Annotated in this window: 11 protein-coding genes and 2 pseudogenes; 9 read left to right on the top strand and 4 right to left on the bottom strand. The window is 59.1% G+C overall.

Translation table 11 applies throughout. The features are described 5' to 3' along the window. Positions 1–307 precede the first annotated feature (307 nt). Entirely contained in the window at positions 308–1,462 is a 1,155-nt protein-coding gene (locus QCM77_RS10900; RefSeq protein ID WP_279683374.1) for a hypothetical protein, read from the bottom strand. 38 nt (positions 1,463–1,500) lie between these two features. On the opposite strand from QCM77_RS10900, the gene QCM77_RS10895 reads away from it, so the two are divergent. Both QCM77_RS10895 and QCM77_RS10890 read left to right on the top strand, forming a co-directional pair. Next, the gene (locus QCM77_RS10895) at positions 1,501–2,070 is read left to right on the top strand and encodes a hypothetical protein (RefSeq protein WP_279683372.1); all 570 of its coding nucleotides are present in this window, start codon (positions 1,501–1,503) and stop codon (positions 2,068–2,070) included. 81 nt (positions 2,071–2,151) lie between these two features. Beyond that, positions 2,152–3,021, top strand: coding sequence for a metallophosphoesterase (locus QCM77_RS10890; protein ID WP_279683370.1), 870 nt, complete (start codon positions 2,152–2,154; stop codon positions 3,019–3,021). Between the two features lie 165 nt (positions 3,022–3,186). Here the strand turns inward: QCM77_RS10890 and QCM77_RS10885 are convergent, their stop codons facing one another. Continuing rightward, positions 3,187–3,417, bottom strand: a complete 231-nt coding sequence (locus QCM77_RS10885; RefSeq protein WP_279683368.1) for a hypothetical protein — start codon at positions 3,415–3,417, stop codon at positions 3,187–3,189. Positions 3,418–4,539: 1,122 nt separating this feature from the next. On the opposite strand from QCM77_RS10885, the gene QCM77_RS10880 reads away from it, so the two are divergent. The 3 genes from QCM77_RS10880 to QCM77_RS10870 all read left to right on the top strand — a co-directional run bounded on the left by QCM77_RS10880 (position 4,540) and on the right by QCM77_RS10870 (position 7,531). Next, positions 4,540–6,084 carry an FAD-dependent oxidoreductase gene (locus tag QCM77_RS10880; protein WP_279683367.1) on the top strand — a complete coding sequence of 515 codons (1,545 nt, stop codon included), beginning with the start codon at positions 4,540–4,542 and terminating at the stop codon, positions 6,082–6,084. After that, positions 6,074–6,874: a hypothetical protein gene (locus tag QCM77_RS10875; protein WP_279683365.1), complete on the top strand. Its 801-nt coding sequence runs from the start codon at positions 6,074–6,076 to the stop codon at positions 6,872–6,874. The genes QCM77_RS10880 and QCM77_RS10875 overlap by 11 nt, the downstream gene beginning before the upstream one ends. A gap of 363 nt (positions 6,875–7,237) precedes the next feature. Next, positions 7,238–7,531, top strand: a complete 294-nt coding sequence (locus QCM77_RS10870; protein ID WP_279683363.1) for a hypothetical protein — start codon at positions 7,238–7,240, stop codon at positions 7,529–7,531. Between the two features lie 880 nt (positions 7,532–8,411). On the opposite strand, the pseudogene QCM77_RS10865 reads toward QCM77_RS10870, so the two are convergent. After that, a pseudogene (locus tag QCM77_RS10865) lies at positions 8,412–9,415 on the bottom strand (IS110 family RNA-guided transposase). Between the two features lie 117 nt (positions 9,416–9,532). Next, the gene (locus tag QCM77_RS10860; protein ID WP_279683362.1) at positions 9,533–9,781 is read right to left on the bottom strand and encodes a hypothetical protein; all 249 of its coding nucleotides are present in this window, start codon (positions 9,779–9,781) and stop codon (positions 9,533–9,535) included. An 806-nt stretch (positions 9,782–10,587) separates the two neighbouring features. Here QCM77_RS10860 and QCM77_RS10855 point away from each other — a divergent pair. The 4 genes and pseudogenes from QCM77_RS10855 to QCM77_RS10840 all read left to right on the top strand — a co-directional run bounded on the left by QCM77_RS10855 (position 10,588) and on the right by QCM77_RS10840 (position 15,649). Further along, a complete protein-coding gene (locus QCM77_RS10855; RefSeq protein ID WP_279683360.1) occupies positions 10,588–11,775 on the top strand; it encodes a DUF932 domain-containing protein in 1,188 nt (395 codons plus the stop codon). Positions 11,776–11,946: 171 nt separating this feature from the next. Next, positions 11,947–12,315: pseudogene (locus QCM77_RS10850) on the top strand (ParB/Srx family N-terminal domain-containing protein); the annotation flags it as partial. A 378-nt stretch (positions 12,316–12,693) separates the two neighbouring features. Then, complete coding sequence (locus tag QCM77_RS10845) at positions 12,694–13,848, top strand: tyrosine-type recombinase/integrase (protein WP_279683357.1); 1,155 nt, start codon at positions 12,694–12,696, stop codon at positions 13,846–13,848. Further along, positions 13,838–15,649 (top strand): hypothetical protein, encoded by a 1,812-nt coding sequence (locus tag QCM77_RS10840; RefSeq protein ID WP_511337190.1) that lies wholly within the window; start codon positions 13,838–13,840, stop codon positions 15,647–15,649. The genes QCM77_RS10845 and QCM77_RS10840 overlap by 11 nt, the downstream gene beginning before the upstream one ends.

The raw sequence follows: 15,649 nt of genomic DNA, 5'->3' as shown, positions 1-15,649 counted from the left end.
GGCGGAAAAGCAGCGAGCTCGGAGTACACGAAGGACACGACTGTCGTACTTTCGAAATTTATCTGCGAGCATGCCGCTGCCATCGTGATCATTGCGGCTACGATGGTCGTTCGTGTTGCGCTAGGGCGTCTCACGCCGGCCAAAGGCATTTGGACGAACATAATCACAGCCGCGCTTATCTGTGCTGTTGCAACGGCACCCACCGATAATAGGGCTAGTTGCTGCGGAAAGTAGGCAAACACAGCGCCGTTGAGAGGCTGAAGGATGCTTAGAATGAGCGAAAGAGCGAAGTAGCGAAGTTTTGGGGTCAGCAGCCTTGGTTTCGCAAAAGCGTAGAGCGCTCGCTCTCCGGCAAGTGACTTAGGCTGAGGGATACCAGAGAACGCCCCAGATCAATGCTACCCGAGCGATAGATCGTGGGATCTATCGACATTGTAAGCCCGACATTTTCGAGACCGCCCGCCTCACTTGAAGCGACCACGTCTGCCCTCAGCTCCATAAGAGCCGTGATAAATCCGATGTACCGTTGAATCAGCATGTCGGTGAGTGGCGCGGTGCCGAAATGCAGGCCACCGATGATGGCTACTGTCGCCAGCCGACCTCCGAGCGCCCTCAGTGAAACGTCTGGTGCCAAGTAATCTGCGAGCTCTGCCAGAGCATACATCGCTGTGATCGCCATCCCCGTCCAGAACAGAGAATAGAGGACGATACGTGAAGCATGTGGGCAAAGAACGAGCCATCGGAAAACGCGGATATCGCGGTACGCAAGATGGGCCGTCTCGTGCACCAAAATGATTCGGACCAGGGGATCGCTCTCTTTTTTAACCACCCGTTCCCAAAGACCTGCGCTGACCGCGATCGTTGGAGCGTCGGCGATCACAAGTGCCCGCGCTGACACATTGAGCTTGGCAAACCATCTGACCTCTGGCTTGGACCATCGATGTGAGAACGCGTCCCGCCACAGTGACCAAACCAGTTCTCGAAGTTGAGTACCCTTTTTCCCAACCGGTTCGAGGTAGTGTCTTTGAAACTGCGAGCCTACATGTTGCAATCGTCGGCGAGCTTGCAAGGATCTCGTCGTACCAATCGCGAGAACCAAGCCGGCCGTCGCGATGCCGGCGAATAACTGACCTTCGATCCAGTAGGCAAAGAGAAAACTTGTCTTTGCAGCATACGGCGCCGCCCAACTCTGCAGAAAACCGCTAATAGATTGGAAAGAGAATATCGCCACCAAGATCAGATTTAGAGGCAGAACGATGATGCCAAAGATGAATTGATGCGTCACGATCTCACAGGTGAGCACTCGCGCAGCGAAGTCGATACGCTTGTCGTTTGTGCGACTCAAGAACGTGATCCCGGGAACGTCAATCGTCTCTCTGGAAGTCTTAGCGGCAACCAATGGCATTCCGAACAAACGTGAGGAGCTTGAGTGTGGGCCTGCGAGCGAATCATATTTCGTCAATTCCTATCTTCCTCTGACACTCAGTGCGGAAGGCCAGCTTGACGCGACGGGCGCTCCTTCCCGTCGAACGCAACGCGGTGCTGACCGCGCTCGTGAACTCGATCGGAGAATCGGTGCTGCGACGCATCCGCAGCCTGGAGGCCGATAAGAACTTTTCCCCGAGCGAGATAAGCGACATCGAAACCATAGATCGCTTCAGCGACTCGCGAATGTCTCGTGCGGAAATCATCGAAGGTATCGCGAATTCAAGCGGCCTGGACCACGCACTGTCCGAATTCGCGTTGTTCCTTATGGAAGTGCGGCTCGACGTCGCGCTCGGCCTGGGAAGCGCATCGGTTGTGGGAATCGGTTCGATAAGAGCAGCCGGGGAAATCGAGGAACTACGAACCAAGACAAGCAGAATACAAGACCGGATCGGCCAAGCGCTTCTGGCTTCAGAGGTAACTTCTGTCCCACGCTTCACGCTCCGATGGTTCTCGGATGGAAGGATGCAGCGGATGGTCGACGAAGCAAGCTTGATCGCGACATTCGCGATCCCCTTCCGTGTAGGATTGTCCTTTCCGAGGGGCTCGCCTTCACCAGAAAAAGCCGCGATGCGGAGTACGTGACGCGGCCACTTACAGAGGAGAATCGTTTCCGTCGCGATCGGCCAGGGCCCGCTTCCGATAACAGCGTGACGAGCGCCTGACATGCCCACGATCTGCAGAATCGCACAGCTATCGGATTTTCACTTTACGGCCAATCTGGCGAACAAGGGGCGCGCATACTACAAGCGTCCGTTTCTGTTCTTGAAGGCGAAAGGTCACGACATCAGCAAAGTGGCCAGGCTGTATAAAAAGATAGAAAAGCTGGAGCTCGCCGACGGGAAGTTCGACCTGATGCTCGCGACCGAGGACCTTTCGACCGACGGCTCCCATAAGTCGATCATGAATGCCCTTGATTTCATGAGTGAAGGAGAATTGAGGGATGGCAGCTCGCGCGCAGTTACGCGCGGTCTGAACGCAGGCAAGACGCGCAGGATCCTCTTGCCGGGCAATCACGATCGTTTCACCCGCGCGTGGGTCGGCTTCCAAAAGCCGGGAACGTTCTTCGAGCAGACACTTGGAATCCCGACCGAATATCCTTATGCCGTCGGCTACCGAAGGGAGGGCGTTCCAAACGTCCCGGATGAGCAAGCGGTGCTGTTCTTCGTGTTCGACTCTACGCCGTCGATATTTGCGGAGATTCGTCGACCGTGGCGAAGACTCGCGCGAGGGCGGCTGGAGGCGGGCGCGTGTTATTTGGCCATGACCACAAAGAATACTCGTTCAGTAAGCCCGGCAACTCGGAATTCCCCGTCATGGGCGCTCATCACGAAATGCATCTGTTCTGTTGCCCCAGTGCTTCCGAATATTCCTCAGAGAACGGGTTCTACACGTTCGAATTCGACAGGAGCAGCATTCAATTTTGCTTTTACAAGTGGAGCGACGAAGCGCGTGACTTCGTTTCAGGCGGTCTCGATTTTTACGACAGATTTCGGCCCGGGCTGCCACAGAGGTTCGATCTGGCCACACCACTGACATAGGGCGCACGCTCATCTGGACAGCTTGTTGACGGCTAGGTGTGGCGTTTGCCGCAGGTGGAAAAGCGCAGCAACAGGTGTAGGCGTCGCCTTCGACATCGGCATAGTTGCAGATTTGCTCACCGATGCTACGTACGCGGTCTCGGGTTTCCAGCTTTCTTCTTTATGAACGCATGAAAGCGAGCACGTCCGGACGCTTGATGTCCTGCCTGCACAGCTTGCCGAAGCGATCGTTGACGTAGCCCACGCGCAGCTCAAGCACCTCGATGGTTTTGGGGTCGCGCACCGCGACGATCCGGCTGCGTTTGACTTTCTCCACCTTCTTCTTTGCGAGCCACTCGTCGGCCCATTGCTTGAAAGGCCGGGCGGCCGCCAGGGTTAGTGCACACGCCATGGTTCTTGCGGGCCATCTGCTCGATTCCTTTGTTCGGAATAGCGAAAGTCGACTCGAACGTTTGTTCTCCCGATACCAACAAAAATGCCAATAAATCGGACAGCCGCGGTGAATTTTTACGTGTGGTTTAAATGCGCCGCGAAATTTTTCTGCGAATCCGGAATCAAACCAATAGCGTAAGTGGATGTTATTTCAGAGGTTTTTAGCCTGGGGCCTGCCCGGCAATCCTCTAGTATTCTTGTGTTGCTGCCGATACCAACACAAATACCAACAGGATGACGCGTAGTAAGTTAGCCGACAAAAATAAAACAGCAGGCTTCCGGCAGCGGGGCACGCCTATGCCGTTCCGGACTCCACAATTCCCCGACCGGAATCGAACCCAGCTCTGACCCGAACTCCCGGAGGGATCGATCGCGAGGTTATGGGAGGCCCTTGTCATGCGTACCCCTCCATTGTCCTTCACGATGAGGACGCTGCTAAACCGGGCGCAGTATTGAAGTCCAGCTATGTCACTCCTACCTATCTGGTATTCAAAGGAGGTTCATATGACCAAACTTTTGAGCAACCCGGAAAATGTCCATAGCGCGGACGTTCAGCCGCGCGATCACCTCGAGCCGATTCTTCCGTTGCCACTATCTCGTGTTCACCGCTGACGGCGAGTCGGACGCGTCTACAAGATCAAGGAATGGCTCGAGGCGCTGACGACCAACGCCGTCGGAGTTGTCTGGTTCGGGACCGAGGCACCGGCGCCGTCGTCTTGGAGGCGAAGGGCTTGCCGGCCTAGGACTGTCGCGACAAGCTGGGCGAATCCGCAGCCATGGCCACTGGCGCGGATGCGTCGACTTCCTGTATAGGAGCTATCGCTCGCTCGTATCGCTCGCCCCTAGTTTTGGCAAAAAATCTAACAAAATCGCTTTACGCAACTATCAGTTGTTACTATCCTGTCGTGGGCCAATTGAACGGGGATGGGTGTGCGTCTTCGGGGACGAAGACGGCCGTCACTTTTTGCGGATGCGGCATGCTCCCATGTCGCGGCTTCTATTTGCTGTCTTTCGAGAAGTTCCTTTTCACAGGCTGTCGCCTCCTCGGCGGTGGCCGAAATAATGCGAACGCTAGATACGCATGCCAATCGATGCAGAACGCAGCGCGCACGTCTATGAGGCGTGCAAACTCACAGACAATCTCTTCGTCTTCAATCCGTTTCTTCCGCAGCAGAACTTCTATTCCCAACAGTTACGAGCGCTCGCTCTGGCGGCGGAGATCTCCGATCGACATCTCGCACCTGGGCATCGAAGCGTGTGCATAGTTGGGGCTGGTGTAGCGGGCAGGACCATCGCTGCCGCTTTCCGCAGCCTCGGAGCCAACGTCACCATCGTCGACAAGGAAGAGGTGGATTTCACCCATTACCGTAACGCCATCCATCGGGAGCTCCATCCCAATATCATCTTCTGGCCGTTCCAGGAGCCGACGCCCGCGACCGAACTGCCCTTCCTGAATTGGGCTCAAGCACCGGTCACCGAAGTTGTCGAGGCGATGGTGAAGGAGTGGGACGAGAGCTTCGCCAAGCACGTCGCATTCATCCACGAAGAAGTGGAAGAGATCGATCACACCACGACGCCCCTAACGATCAAGCTTGCCGACGAGCACAAGACCGAGCTGAAGGCCGATATTTGCGTCGTCGCCACCGGCTTCGCGGCCGAGAGGCAATTCGGCAATCTACAGACCCCTCCCTACTGGTCTCCATCGTCGATCATCGAATCCGGCGATGAATTTATGGTCAGCGGGTCGGGCGATGGCGGCCTGATCGACGCGCTTTCTCCGATTCTCGGGAAGGACGTGACGAAGGCGGCGCATATTCTGGCGGCGCGACTGTCCAAAAAGCCGATGAAGGCGGACGTAAGGGCGGTCGAAGAGGAGCGGCGTGCCCGGGTCGCCGTCGGAAAAAAGGACAGCGAAGATACTTGCCCATTCTATTCTACCGTACATCTTGAAGACGAAGATGCAGAGGAGCTCGAGCCTTTCATCAAGCGCAAGCCCGCACCGGCTGTCACGCTCCTGCACGAGAGCAAGAGTGTCTATTCCTTTTCGGCCGCACCCATAAACAAGCTGCTCCTTTCCCATTTTAGCAATGGCCCGGAGCGGTGCGTGACGCACGTGAAGGGTAGCCTCAAGACCGTCGACGATCACGCGACCATGGTTCCGGAGCGCGGCCCGCCTGAATGCATAGAACCTCCGACGACACGGTTCGCGAAGGTCATGGTGCGGCATGGCGCCCCACCGGCCGCGCAAGAAATCCTCGATGAGGCCGATTTGGTCCGCCTCGGGAAGCTTTCCTTCGAGCATCTCGATGCGGCCCTACTGCCCGGATACGACTCCACGAAATATGCGTGGACCCGTAAGGGAGTAGGCAAGGCTGCCATCAGCATAAAGGTGCTGGTGGATTCCATCGAGCATTCACTTGATTTGATCTCTAGGGCCTACGATCTGGACTTCTCGAATATCCGCGTGCACCGGAACCACATCGAGGGCGAGCCGATCAAACTAAATTTACCCAAGGTTGATATCAGAAGAGCCGAAGGGTTCGATCTATTCCCGCTGATGGTCGGGCCTGTTCTGGTGGAGCTGGGCGAACCCGATACTACGAGAGACATCGACTATGAAAACTGAGTTGAAAGGTCTCCGGGAACCGTCAAGTGTCAGCTCCAATGCCTTGCGCATAGGTACGCTGATAAGGGTCAAGATCAATGGCAAGAAAGACGCGAAGATGATGCTGTCGGCCCTGGTCCGAAAGGGGCCTGCCGTTTTCGCGTTGATGACGCCGCATACCCGGTTGGGCAAAGTGGATTCCGGCCTTTGCGAGTTGGTTCGTGGACCCGGGCGGTCGAACATCCGCGTCGGCCGCTTCGTTCCGGTCGCCGACGTTTTGGGCGACAAGTCGCCCGACCTAGGTTTTCAGGCGGTTCAGCTCGAGGCATCTCCGCTCTTCAACGATCCGGTCGAGTCATCGGAAAAGATGGTGACGGTACGGGACTTCCGAAGCAATCTCTGGGATCGGCCGAATTTCCGAGTTCGACGTGTCAATGCGGAAGAAGTTTTTCCAGCGTCCTCGGGCTCGTGTCGCAATCAGCAATCTAGGGCCAAGAACAACAAGCTTGGTCGCTTGACCGGCGAGACGTTCAAGGTGCGGATCAAGGATGGGACGGAAGAGGATCTTTGCCTTCCGTATTGCGGACTCGCTGCGTCGCGTGGTCGTCCGTTTGCGAACAAGCAAAGCGTCGGCGCTCCGGTCATATCGAAATCTGGAGCCTTGTCCGGATTCATCGTCGGTCGAAATAGCCGCGAAAATCTGATCCTTCCCGTCGAGGAGCTGACGAAAGAGCAGTCGCTTTCGTTCGTCACCTTCGGAGAGGATTGGCCCATGGTTCGCATCGCGGCCGAGAAGAATCGTACGAAATAGTGCGCCCGTCAGGCGCCGTTTTGCTTCGCGGCCGCTAGGATCGTCCGCGGCCAAAAGCAGAGTCTCGTTGCGCGCGGATCGCGACGACGGTGCCACGCCTGTCTGAAGCTCATCGGCGGCGGCGCTTCGGAGCGCAACGTACGCAACTCGAATGACCCGTCGCCTCGGCATTGATGGCGCAAGAAGCCCTTGGTGGCGTAGTCTCGCTTTCATCGGAAGATTTGCCGTCGAATGTTGCGACCGCTGAGCCGCAGTTTGGCAGCTTTTCTCCATTGAATTAATCGTTAAAGTGAGGACTCCGGCGCTCGTGCGGGGGCGCTGACGATAGGCGCCGCGCATGGCAAGGATTAGAACGTCGTCGCAATGGGGAACGATCCGCATTGCAATCATCCGGCCACCAATCGTACCTGCACCTACGCAGGCGTCATTTGGGACAATGCGCGATCGACGATGATTCCAGGCGGAAAGAGGGCCGCAGCCGACCTGTTGCGGCACATGATCGGTATCTTCGGCGGAGACGAGGAAGACCTGCTGTCGAACTATAAGCGTGCGCTGGGGCGGCCTGCGGACGATCGCAGGGTTCATTTGCCTGCGCGAATCGAGATCGGTTGCTCGGTGCTGCCGGATATTCGGCCACCGACGCGCCGCGAGGCGTAGGCGGTGGCCGTTCACTATCTTCATCGGACTCTAGGACAGCCTAATCGTTCCCGCCGGTAAGCTTTCGGTAGGCGCCATGAAATCCACCCCGTTCCGGCTGCGGTTGCTTGCCAGTTAGTCCCCCGCCACTGATCGCATGCCCGTAGTTCTCCTTCGGCAGGTAGGAGTGTTCTAGAAAAGTTTGCTTCGGGCCGTTCTTCTGATCGCCTTGGATGACCTTCCCACGAAGAGAAGTTGCGGCCTGACCCGTCCATGGTCGTCGGCCCGGTCGTCAGCTTGAACTGTGGCTGGTCGTTGTGCAGCCAAGTTGTTTGGCGATTTGGCGGAATATCGCTGCGCTTGACGCTCCAAGCCGAGCCGTTACCGCCGCCTTGGAAGTGATTGTCAGAACCGGATCCGCCTCCGGATCCGCCCGATCCGGAGCCGTGTTTGGAGAAGGATTGGCCGTCGTCGTGGTTGTTGCTACGGCCCATGATTGATGCCTTTCTGTCCTAGTTGGAGAGCTGGACTAAGCCGATGCCCTTCTGATACGACTTCCCTCGCGAATGGAAAACTACCTCGCCTTCGTCCAACTCGCATCTATCCGGCTATGGCTGGCAGCGCGTTATGAGTCCACGCCGTTCTGTAATGGGCCCGATGATGTAAGCCTCCCGAGTGAACGTCACGCCGCCGAGCTCATGCTTCTGTCCGTGGTCGACGCCTGGTCGCCACATCATGCTGTCAGAGGGAGCGGTGAGCCTATCTAGATACGCGTGGTTCGTCAGATGACGACGACCACTGGGCGTGGAACGGCTTCACCACATCCGCCGTCCCGGCGACGGGACTTCGGGCACCGGGCTTCAGTTCATCCCGGTCGCGTTCTTGATCTCCTCCAGGCCTTCTATGCTGCGATAGAGCCAGCGTCAGTCCATCGATAAGTTGTGCCGTCGACCCAGATCCGATGAAGGATCACTGCGAGCTTGCGTGCCAGGGCGACCTTTGCGCGCTTCGAGCCTCGCCGCTTGGCGACATCCATGCCCCAGCGCTTGAGTTTTGAGAACCGGGTGATGCGCGATAGCAGAACGTTGGCGGCTTCGTACAACACTGTCCGCACCATCTCGTCCCCGGCCAGCGTGACCCCGCCGGTGACGTCCTTTTCTTCCGATTGGTATTTTTTGGGCGTGAGCCCGAACAGCGCGCCTGCCGCCTTCGATTTTAAGATGCGATGAGGGTCATCAATCGCCGATTTGTCGGTAATAGCCACCAGGGGACCAACGCCTGGCACTGTCATCAGTCGGCGACAGATCGCATCGTCACGCACAGTTGCCAGCACAGCCTTGTGTAGCCTTCCGTACTCTGCCTTCAAGGCAGATCGCGCGGAAAGCATCGCGCCGGCAATGCGCTCCAATATTGGCTGACCCGCAACCAGCTCTCGGATCCGCGCTTCGAAAGTCTTCCGCGTCACCGGGCCAACCTTCAGCCCAAAGCCACGCAAAATCCCGCGGATACTCAACTCCACGTCGATAAGTCGCCCGAGAAGCTGTTTGCGCGCCGACCGACTTCGCGTGTACCGGCTGGAACCATCCCATCCGGATCAACTGGGCGATCGCGGGCATCCTTGCGATCAGTCTTCACCGTCATTGCAGACAATGCGGCCTTCACATGTCTCGTTTCGAGCAGGACTGTCTCGAGCCTCGCTCCTTTCAAGCCCGCATGCAGCCATTGCGACAGCGGTCCCGCTTCCAGTCCGATCCGCTTTACTGCAAAGACAAGCCTCTCGAAAAACTCGACTAAAGCGTCGGGTTCGCTCGCGACCTTCGCCTCCTTCAGGATCTTACCCTGGGCATCCACAACGCACACGCTCGACAGTTCCAATGACACGTCGATTCCGGCATAGTTCTCCACGGCTGTCCTCCGTCTCCAGATGCTTGTGGCCGACTCAAAGTCGTGACCCCGTTCCATCATCTATCGGGGGACAGCCACCATCATGATCCCTTGCTCGGAGCAGGCCCTTTACGGCGTCTAGCTTGCTCTCGTCTCAACCCTCGGCAGCGAAGCGTGATATTCATCTACGCTGTCGAGGTCGATCATAGTCTTGCCTCCCATCTTGTAGGCTCGGATACTCTCATGGGCGATAAGTTGATACGCTTTGGTCTTCCCGAATTTCCCATAGCGGCAGCCGTCCTTGAACTCCACAAGCCGACGCCGCTTGTTGTTCTCGTTGTCAACCATGTTCCCTGCATACGCTTCTATGATCTCAGCGACGGTCATACAAAACTCCGCTGACGAGATGGGCATTTCCACAATGCGGCCTTGGCCTCGGCTCGGCAAGGAAAGGCAGTTTCGTAGTAGCCCACCAGATTGCTGTTGCCTTGTTTCGATGCCAGCCGTGTGTAGTCCGATTGCGCGGATATGCTGGTTTATATCGCCTACGATGCCGAACAAAAGGCCTCGCTGATCCCGCTGCCAATTTGTGCGCGCTGTAGCGTAAAAATAGGACGGGTCGGAAGTGCTATTTGCAAGCGCGTAGCTTACCAATTCTCCTCAATTGGTCCATTTGAGCAACTTCCGGAGTACGATCGTCTTTTGAACCTATACCCCTTCGCCTCGAAGTGTCGCCGTGGAAGTGGCAGGTAGTAAGTGTTCCGTGGAGACCACAACTCGGCATGCGATCTAGGGACACTGTCTTGATCAGAGCCTTGCAACTGACAGCTGCCGACGCTCATATCGCATTTGAGATCAGCTCCTCGAAACAATATACGAGTTCGAGCCAATCTACGTATTGTTGATGCTGCCCCTGATATCGAGCGTCATTTTCGCTTCAATAGTTGACCTGGTGATCACCGAAGGATCGTTCTGATGGTGTGCGAAACACTTGCTTCGATGACATGCTGAACGCCGGTGGAAGGTTTTTGAGGGGAAAGCCTTCCCCTGCGCCCGAGCCTGTGGTCTCGGCCGACCCCCTCTGCGGGGAGACCCCCGCAACGCACCCATCAGAGTGAGAGGGCGGACGGGCTTCGCCGTGACGGGTTGAAGAACGGAGGAGAGGCCTCCGGCGCCTGTCGTGGAGAAGACCCATGACCCAAGCCGAACTATTGAGCGCCGGCCGCGACCGAGTCGGCGGCTACAAGGTGGACGTGACCCGCGGCACGCGCATCGGCCGGGTATCCTCGGAGTGGTTCTCGCGCCCAGCGGACGAGCGCTATCTGTCCCTGTCGGACCTCTATGCCGCGGTGCGTGGACGGACGGAGCGAAGCCGGACCCGAACAGTCGAGAGCGCTGCGATCCGGGTTGAGGCCAGCCGCGACGATGCCGAGCGCCTGGCTCTGGTACTCCCCGGCTCCGACGCGCCGATCGCGCCGACCCACTGGAGCTTCGGCCAACTCGCCGGCCTGGTCGGAGCGCCGGCGGTCTACCTCCGGCACCTTCCGGCACCGCTGGCCGGCATCAACCTGCACGGCTTGACCTCCCGTTCCGCCGAACAGGTGAAGACGCTCGAAATCGAAGACGGTCGCGTCGAGCTTCGCGCCGTTACGGGCCCCGAATACGGGCGCATCTTTGACGACGAACTCGTCGCGGCCGTCCAGCGCATCGCCGGCAACGGCACGGGCGATACACGCTGGAAGGTCCCGGGCGTGCTCGACTGGTCGACCGGAGTCTATAATCCGCACGTCGACATCAGCCAGGATACGACGACGCTCTACGCTTCCGACCGCGACGTCTTCCTGTTCCTGGTCGACGACCTTAACCCGATCGAGGCCGGCCGGCTGCGTGATGGCTCGCCGGACCTCTACTTTCGCGGCTTCTACTGCTGGAATTCCGAGGTGGGCGCCAAGACGCTCGGGATGGCGAGCTTCTATCTCCGCGCGGTCTGCCAGAACCGCAATCTCTGGGGTGTAGAGGATTTCGAGGAGATCACCATCCGCCACTCCAAACACGCCGCCTCACGCTTTGCCCACGAGGCGGCGCCGGCGCTGGCCAGCTTTGCCAATTCCTCACCGATGCCCTTCGTCAACGGCATCAGGGCGGCGCGAGAAATCATCGTCGCCCGCACCGACGACGACCGCAACGAGTTCCTGCGCAAGCGCGGCTTCTCGAAGACCGAGACAGCGAAGATCATCGAACTATCCGAGGAAGGACGCAAGCCCGAGAGCGTGTTCGATTTCGTGCAAGGCATCACGGCGGTTGCGCGGGGCAAGACCCATCAGGACGCACGACTCGATCTGGAGGCGCGCGCGAAGAAGATGCTCGACCGCGCAGCCTGATACCCGGAAAGCCGGAGATGCGGAACGGCGTGTCTCCGGCTTGGTGCCTTTCCGTCTTTCCTGATCGTCGGTTTGTGGCGCCGCCCTCAGAGGAAGAGGGCGGCGCTGCGCTTCGTGACGGGTTGGAGACCCAGAGAGAGACTTTGGGTCGCCCGTCGCGGAGTATCACCCATGGCTACTGCCGTTCAGAAGATCACCCTGTCGTCTTCGCGCGACATCCCCTTCAATAAGCTCGTGCTCAGCCAGTCGAACGTCCGGCGCATAAAGGCCGGCGTCTCCATCGAGGAGTTGGCCGAGGACATCGCCAGACGTACCTTGCTTCAAAGCCTCAACGTGCGGCCGGTCCTCGACGCCGAAGGAGCCGAGACTGGAATGTTCGAGATTCCGGCAGGCGGCCGCCGCTATCGGGCGCTGGAGCTGCTGGTGAAGCAGAAGCGTCTGGCCAAGACCGCTCCGGTGCCTTGCGTCGTGCGCGATACCGCGACCGACATTCCCGGCGAGGACGACTCGCTGGCCGAGAACATCCAGCGGGCGCCGCTCTTAGGTTCTGTGTTCGAACTGTCCTGTTAGAGTCGTTTGGCTGTCATCGTGATGGTTCATATGCGTGGGGCATTTCGAGGAAGGCACACAGACGTCCGAGTCAAGCGTTCCCGCAGCGTAGCGAGGACAACGCTTGACGCGGCGGCGACACCACAAGCTAGTCAAATGGTTGCAGGCGAAGTCCTGCAACCCTGCCACGCGGCGAGCGGGAGAGCGCGAGGGGAACCCCTCGCATCCTAAACAAAAGAGTGCGCCGTAGGCGCTCCGCTTAATAACAACTGGTTCGGGAAGCTGTCTTCTTTGTTGCTGTACAGGGAGTTGCGTCCAGCGCGGTGTCTTTTGCCGTTTCGGACGGCTAGGACCAAAGAGGACAGTGTGGTGCGGATCATCAAGGCGGCGATGGGCTATGCCGCAATCCAGGCTGGGTTTCCTATACTGCTGTCTGAACGGATGGCGATTATCGAGCCGGCGTTCGCCTGGCTGATGGAATTGGCGACGATTCCGGGCCGCTCGCATGCGGCGGAAACGATACGGACCTACTGCGAGCACCTGCATGATTGGTTCGACAGTCTGGAGCAATCTGGTCTCGACTGGCGCGCGGTGAGCGAGGCGGAGATTGCGGCCTGGCGCAATCGCATGCTGTCGCAACCGAGCCCACATACGAAGCGGCCATACGCGCGGTCGACGGTGAATGATCGGGTTCGCACGGTCTGCCGGTTTTATGTCTGGGCGCAGGGACGCGGCTGGATCGAGGCCTTGCCGTTCCACTTTGTCGACGTGCGGGTGGGCCCTGGCCGCCGACAATCGTTCCTTGCGCATGTCAACGCGCGCCCCGGTGTCGTGGCGGCGAACATCCTGACTGTTGCCGAGCATGAGCGCTTGCCGCGACCGTTGCGGGTCGATCAGTTGCGCCGGGTCTTCGCGCAGTTGGAGATGCCCTACCGCCTGATGGCGGAATGGGCGCTCGCGACGGGATTACGGCGCAAGGAGCTTTGCGGCTTGGCCGTCTTCCAGGTCCCGGAGACAGCACATCTTGATGACGAGGATCATCCGCTGGTCGGCGTGCCCTTGACGATCACCAAGGGCGACAAGCCTCGCACGATCTACCCACCGATCGGCCTGGTCGATCGCACGCAACGCTATATCGACGAAGTGCGCACGCCGCAGGTCCGGGCATTGCGTCGCCAACGGTCGGATTATCGGCCACCATCGGCGCTCTTCCTCAATCTGCAGGGCAATGCGGTCAGCAAGACACGATTGACGGCGGTGTTTGCGGAAGCTTTCCGAGCCGCCGGCGTGGCGGGTTCGCTGCATTGGTTGCGCCATACCTTTGCGATGACCATGCTGGTGCGATTACAGCGACAGGCATCAACCACGCCTGACCTCAATCCGCTGAAGATCGTCCAGGTCCTGCTCGGGCACAGTTCGATCCAGAGCACGGCGATCTACCTGCGCTGCGTCGAGCTGAATGCCCGGGAACTCGCCGACAGCATCGACTATCTCTACGGTGAGTTGATCCCCGATGGCCGCTAAGCGTGAGCGTACCGACCGGCGTCTATCGGCTGCGTCACCGATCGTGCTGGATCAGCCGGCCGATACCGTTGCCGTCTTTCGTGACGGTTGGGGCGAGGTCGCAAAGCGCTACGATCTCGGAAAGCTGGGTTTGCCGACAGACATTGCGATGCTTCTGGCAGACGCCTTCCGCAATCATCATGCCGCATCGAGCGCCGACACGCTGCGTCATTGCTGGATGGCGATGCGCGTCTTCGCGCGCTTTGCGGCGGTGGACGGGCATGTTCTTTCTGCCGGGGATCTGACCACCGCAATGGTCGGGCGCTATATCGCCTGGCTGGATCAACAGATCGCGGGACAGACGAACAGACCCTGGTCGAAGGGCTCGCGGGCGAATGTGCTGATGCAGCTGCGCCAGATGATCGACTGGATCAAGCGTCGGCATCCATCCCGGTTGGCCGCGCGTATCGACTTCCCCTGGCGGGCCTGGCCGAACCGCCATGCCGATCCCCGCACGCGCCTTGGCGGAGACGACCTCAAAGGCATCCTTCGCGCCTGTTACGAGGAGATCGACGAGGCTTGGGAGCGCTTCGAAACGGGGCGAAGGATCCTCGCCACGAGCGGACCGGTTGATGGTGTCGATCCCGAACTTTGCGACCTGATCCGGGCGCTCGCCCGGGTGAATGACGGGGTCCTGCCTTCGCGCACTCTCGCGATCCGGAGCCAGGTCAACATATCGGCGGTCGCACGTCATGGGGGGCTGCGTCATCTCGGAGGCTATCTTCACCTGACCGGAGAAACGGTCGTTGCCTTCTTCATCGCCCTTGCGATCCAGACCGCAGGCAATCCGGACGCGCTGCGGCTGATCACACGCGATTGCCAGGTGGCGCATCCGCTCGATGAGCATCGCGTCATCATCGAGTGGGCAAAGCCTCGGGCCGGACGGACGATCAAGCGCGCGCAAAGACGATCCTTCGATCGCCGTCGCCGGTATGCCGCGCCGAACCTGCTCGACAGGCTATTGGCGATGACGGCGCCACTTGCATCTCGAGCCAGCCGACAGGATCGGAGCCGTTTGTTCCTGGTGAAGAGCGAGAAGAAGGACACAGTCACGCTCATTCCCGAGGCGACATTGTCGCATGCCCTGAAGCCGTTCATCAGCCGGTCGAACGCTCGGATCGCCATCTGGAATAAGGCAGCACCCGAACGGGCACGGCCTTTGCTGCCGGATTTTGCTGCCGTGCTGCTGCGCGGTAGCGTCGCCACCGAATATTACAAGGCGTCCGGCGGCGATATCGTCGTGACACAGGACGTGCTCAATTACGCTCGCGTCGACACGACCGAACTTTACATCAAGGGGCCGCAGACGCGCCGTGTCCAGCGCGAGGCCATCGCCAGATTGCAGGACCTGATGCTCGGCTGGATTATCGGTACGGAGATCGACGCTGGGGATCATACGGCGCGAGAGCGGATTGCCCTGGGCGCCAACGCGATAGCCCCGTTCAGCCATGATTGTCTCAATCCGATTGCGGGGACGGCATCCGGCTCGACGGCTGGCAGGGTCTGCCGGCACTTCGGCGGATGTCTGCGCTGCCCTGGACTGGTCATCCCGATCGACGCGGAACACATGGCGCGCATTCTTCAGGCGAAGAGCGAACTGGAGCGGGCGCGTGAACGCCTCGATCCGCGCCGCTTCGAGCTTCTGTACGCATCGAGCTTGCGCATTCTGGTCGACGACATCCTGCCGGACTTCCCGCAATCCCTGCGCGCGGAGGCCGCAACTCGAATGATGACGCTGCCAACACCTCCGGCGCTGGAGTGA

It is taken from the genome of Bradyrhizobium nivariense (assembly GCF_029846695.2).
Lineage (GTDB): Bacteria > Pseudomonadota > Alphaproteobacteria > Rhizobiales > Xanthobacteraceae > Bradyrhizobium.
Note: the sequence above shows the minus strand (reverse complement) of the source record. Positions and strands in the feature narration are given on the sequence as shown.

Bases quoted from the DNA above. Each gene is read 5' to 3' on its own strand.
- QCM77_RS10890 (WP_279683370.1), top strand. From the start codon at position 2,152: ATGCCCACGATCTGCAGAATCGCACAGCTATCGGATTTTCACTTTACG.
- QCM77_RS10885 (WP_279683368.1), bottom strand. From the start codon at position 3,417: ATGGCGTGTGCACTAACCCTGGCGGCCGCCCGGCCTTTCAAGCAATGG.
- QCM77_RS10880 (WP_279683367.1), top strand. From the start codon at position 4,540: ATGCCAATCGATGCAGAACGCAGCGCGCACGTCTATGAGGCGTGCAAA.
- QCM77_RS10875 (WP_279683365.1), top strand. From the start codon at position 6,074: ATGAAAACTGAGTTGAAAGGTCTCCGGGAACCGTCAAGTGTCAGCTCC.
- QCM77_RS10870 (WP_279683363.1), top strand. From the start codon at position 7,238: ATGGGGAACGATCCGCATTGCAATCATCCGGCCACCAATCGTACCTGC.
- QCM77_RS10860 (WP_279683362.1), bottom strand. From the start codon at position 9,781: ATGACCGTCGCTGAGATCATAGAAGCGTATGCAGGGAACATGGTTGAC.
- QCM77_RS10855 (WP_279683360.1), top strand. From the start codon at position 10,588: ATGACCCAAGCCGAACTATTGAGCGCCGGCCGCGACCGAGTCGGCGGC.
- QCM77_RS10840 (WP_511337190.1), top strand. From the start codon at position 13,838: ATGGCCGCTAAGCGTGAGCGTACCGACCGGCGTCTATCGGCTGCGTCA.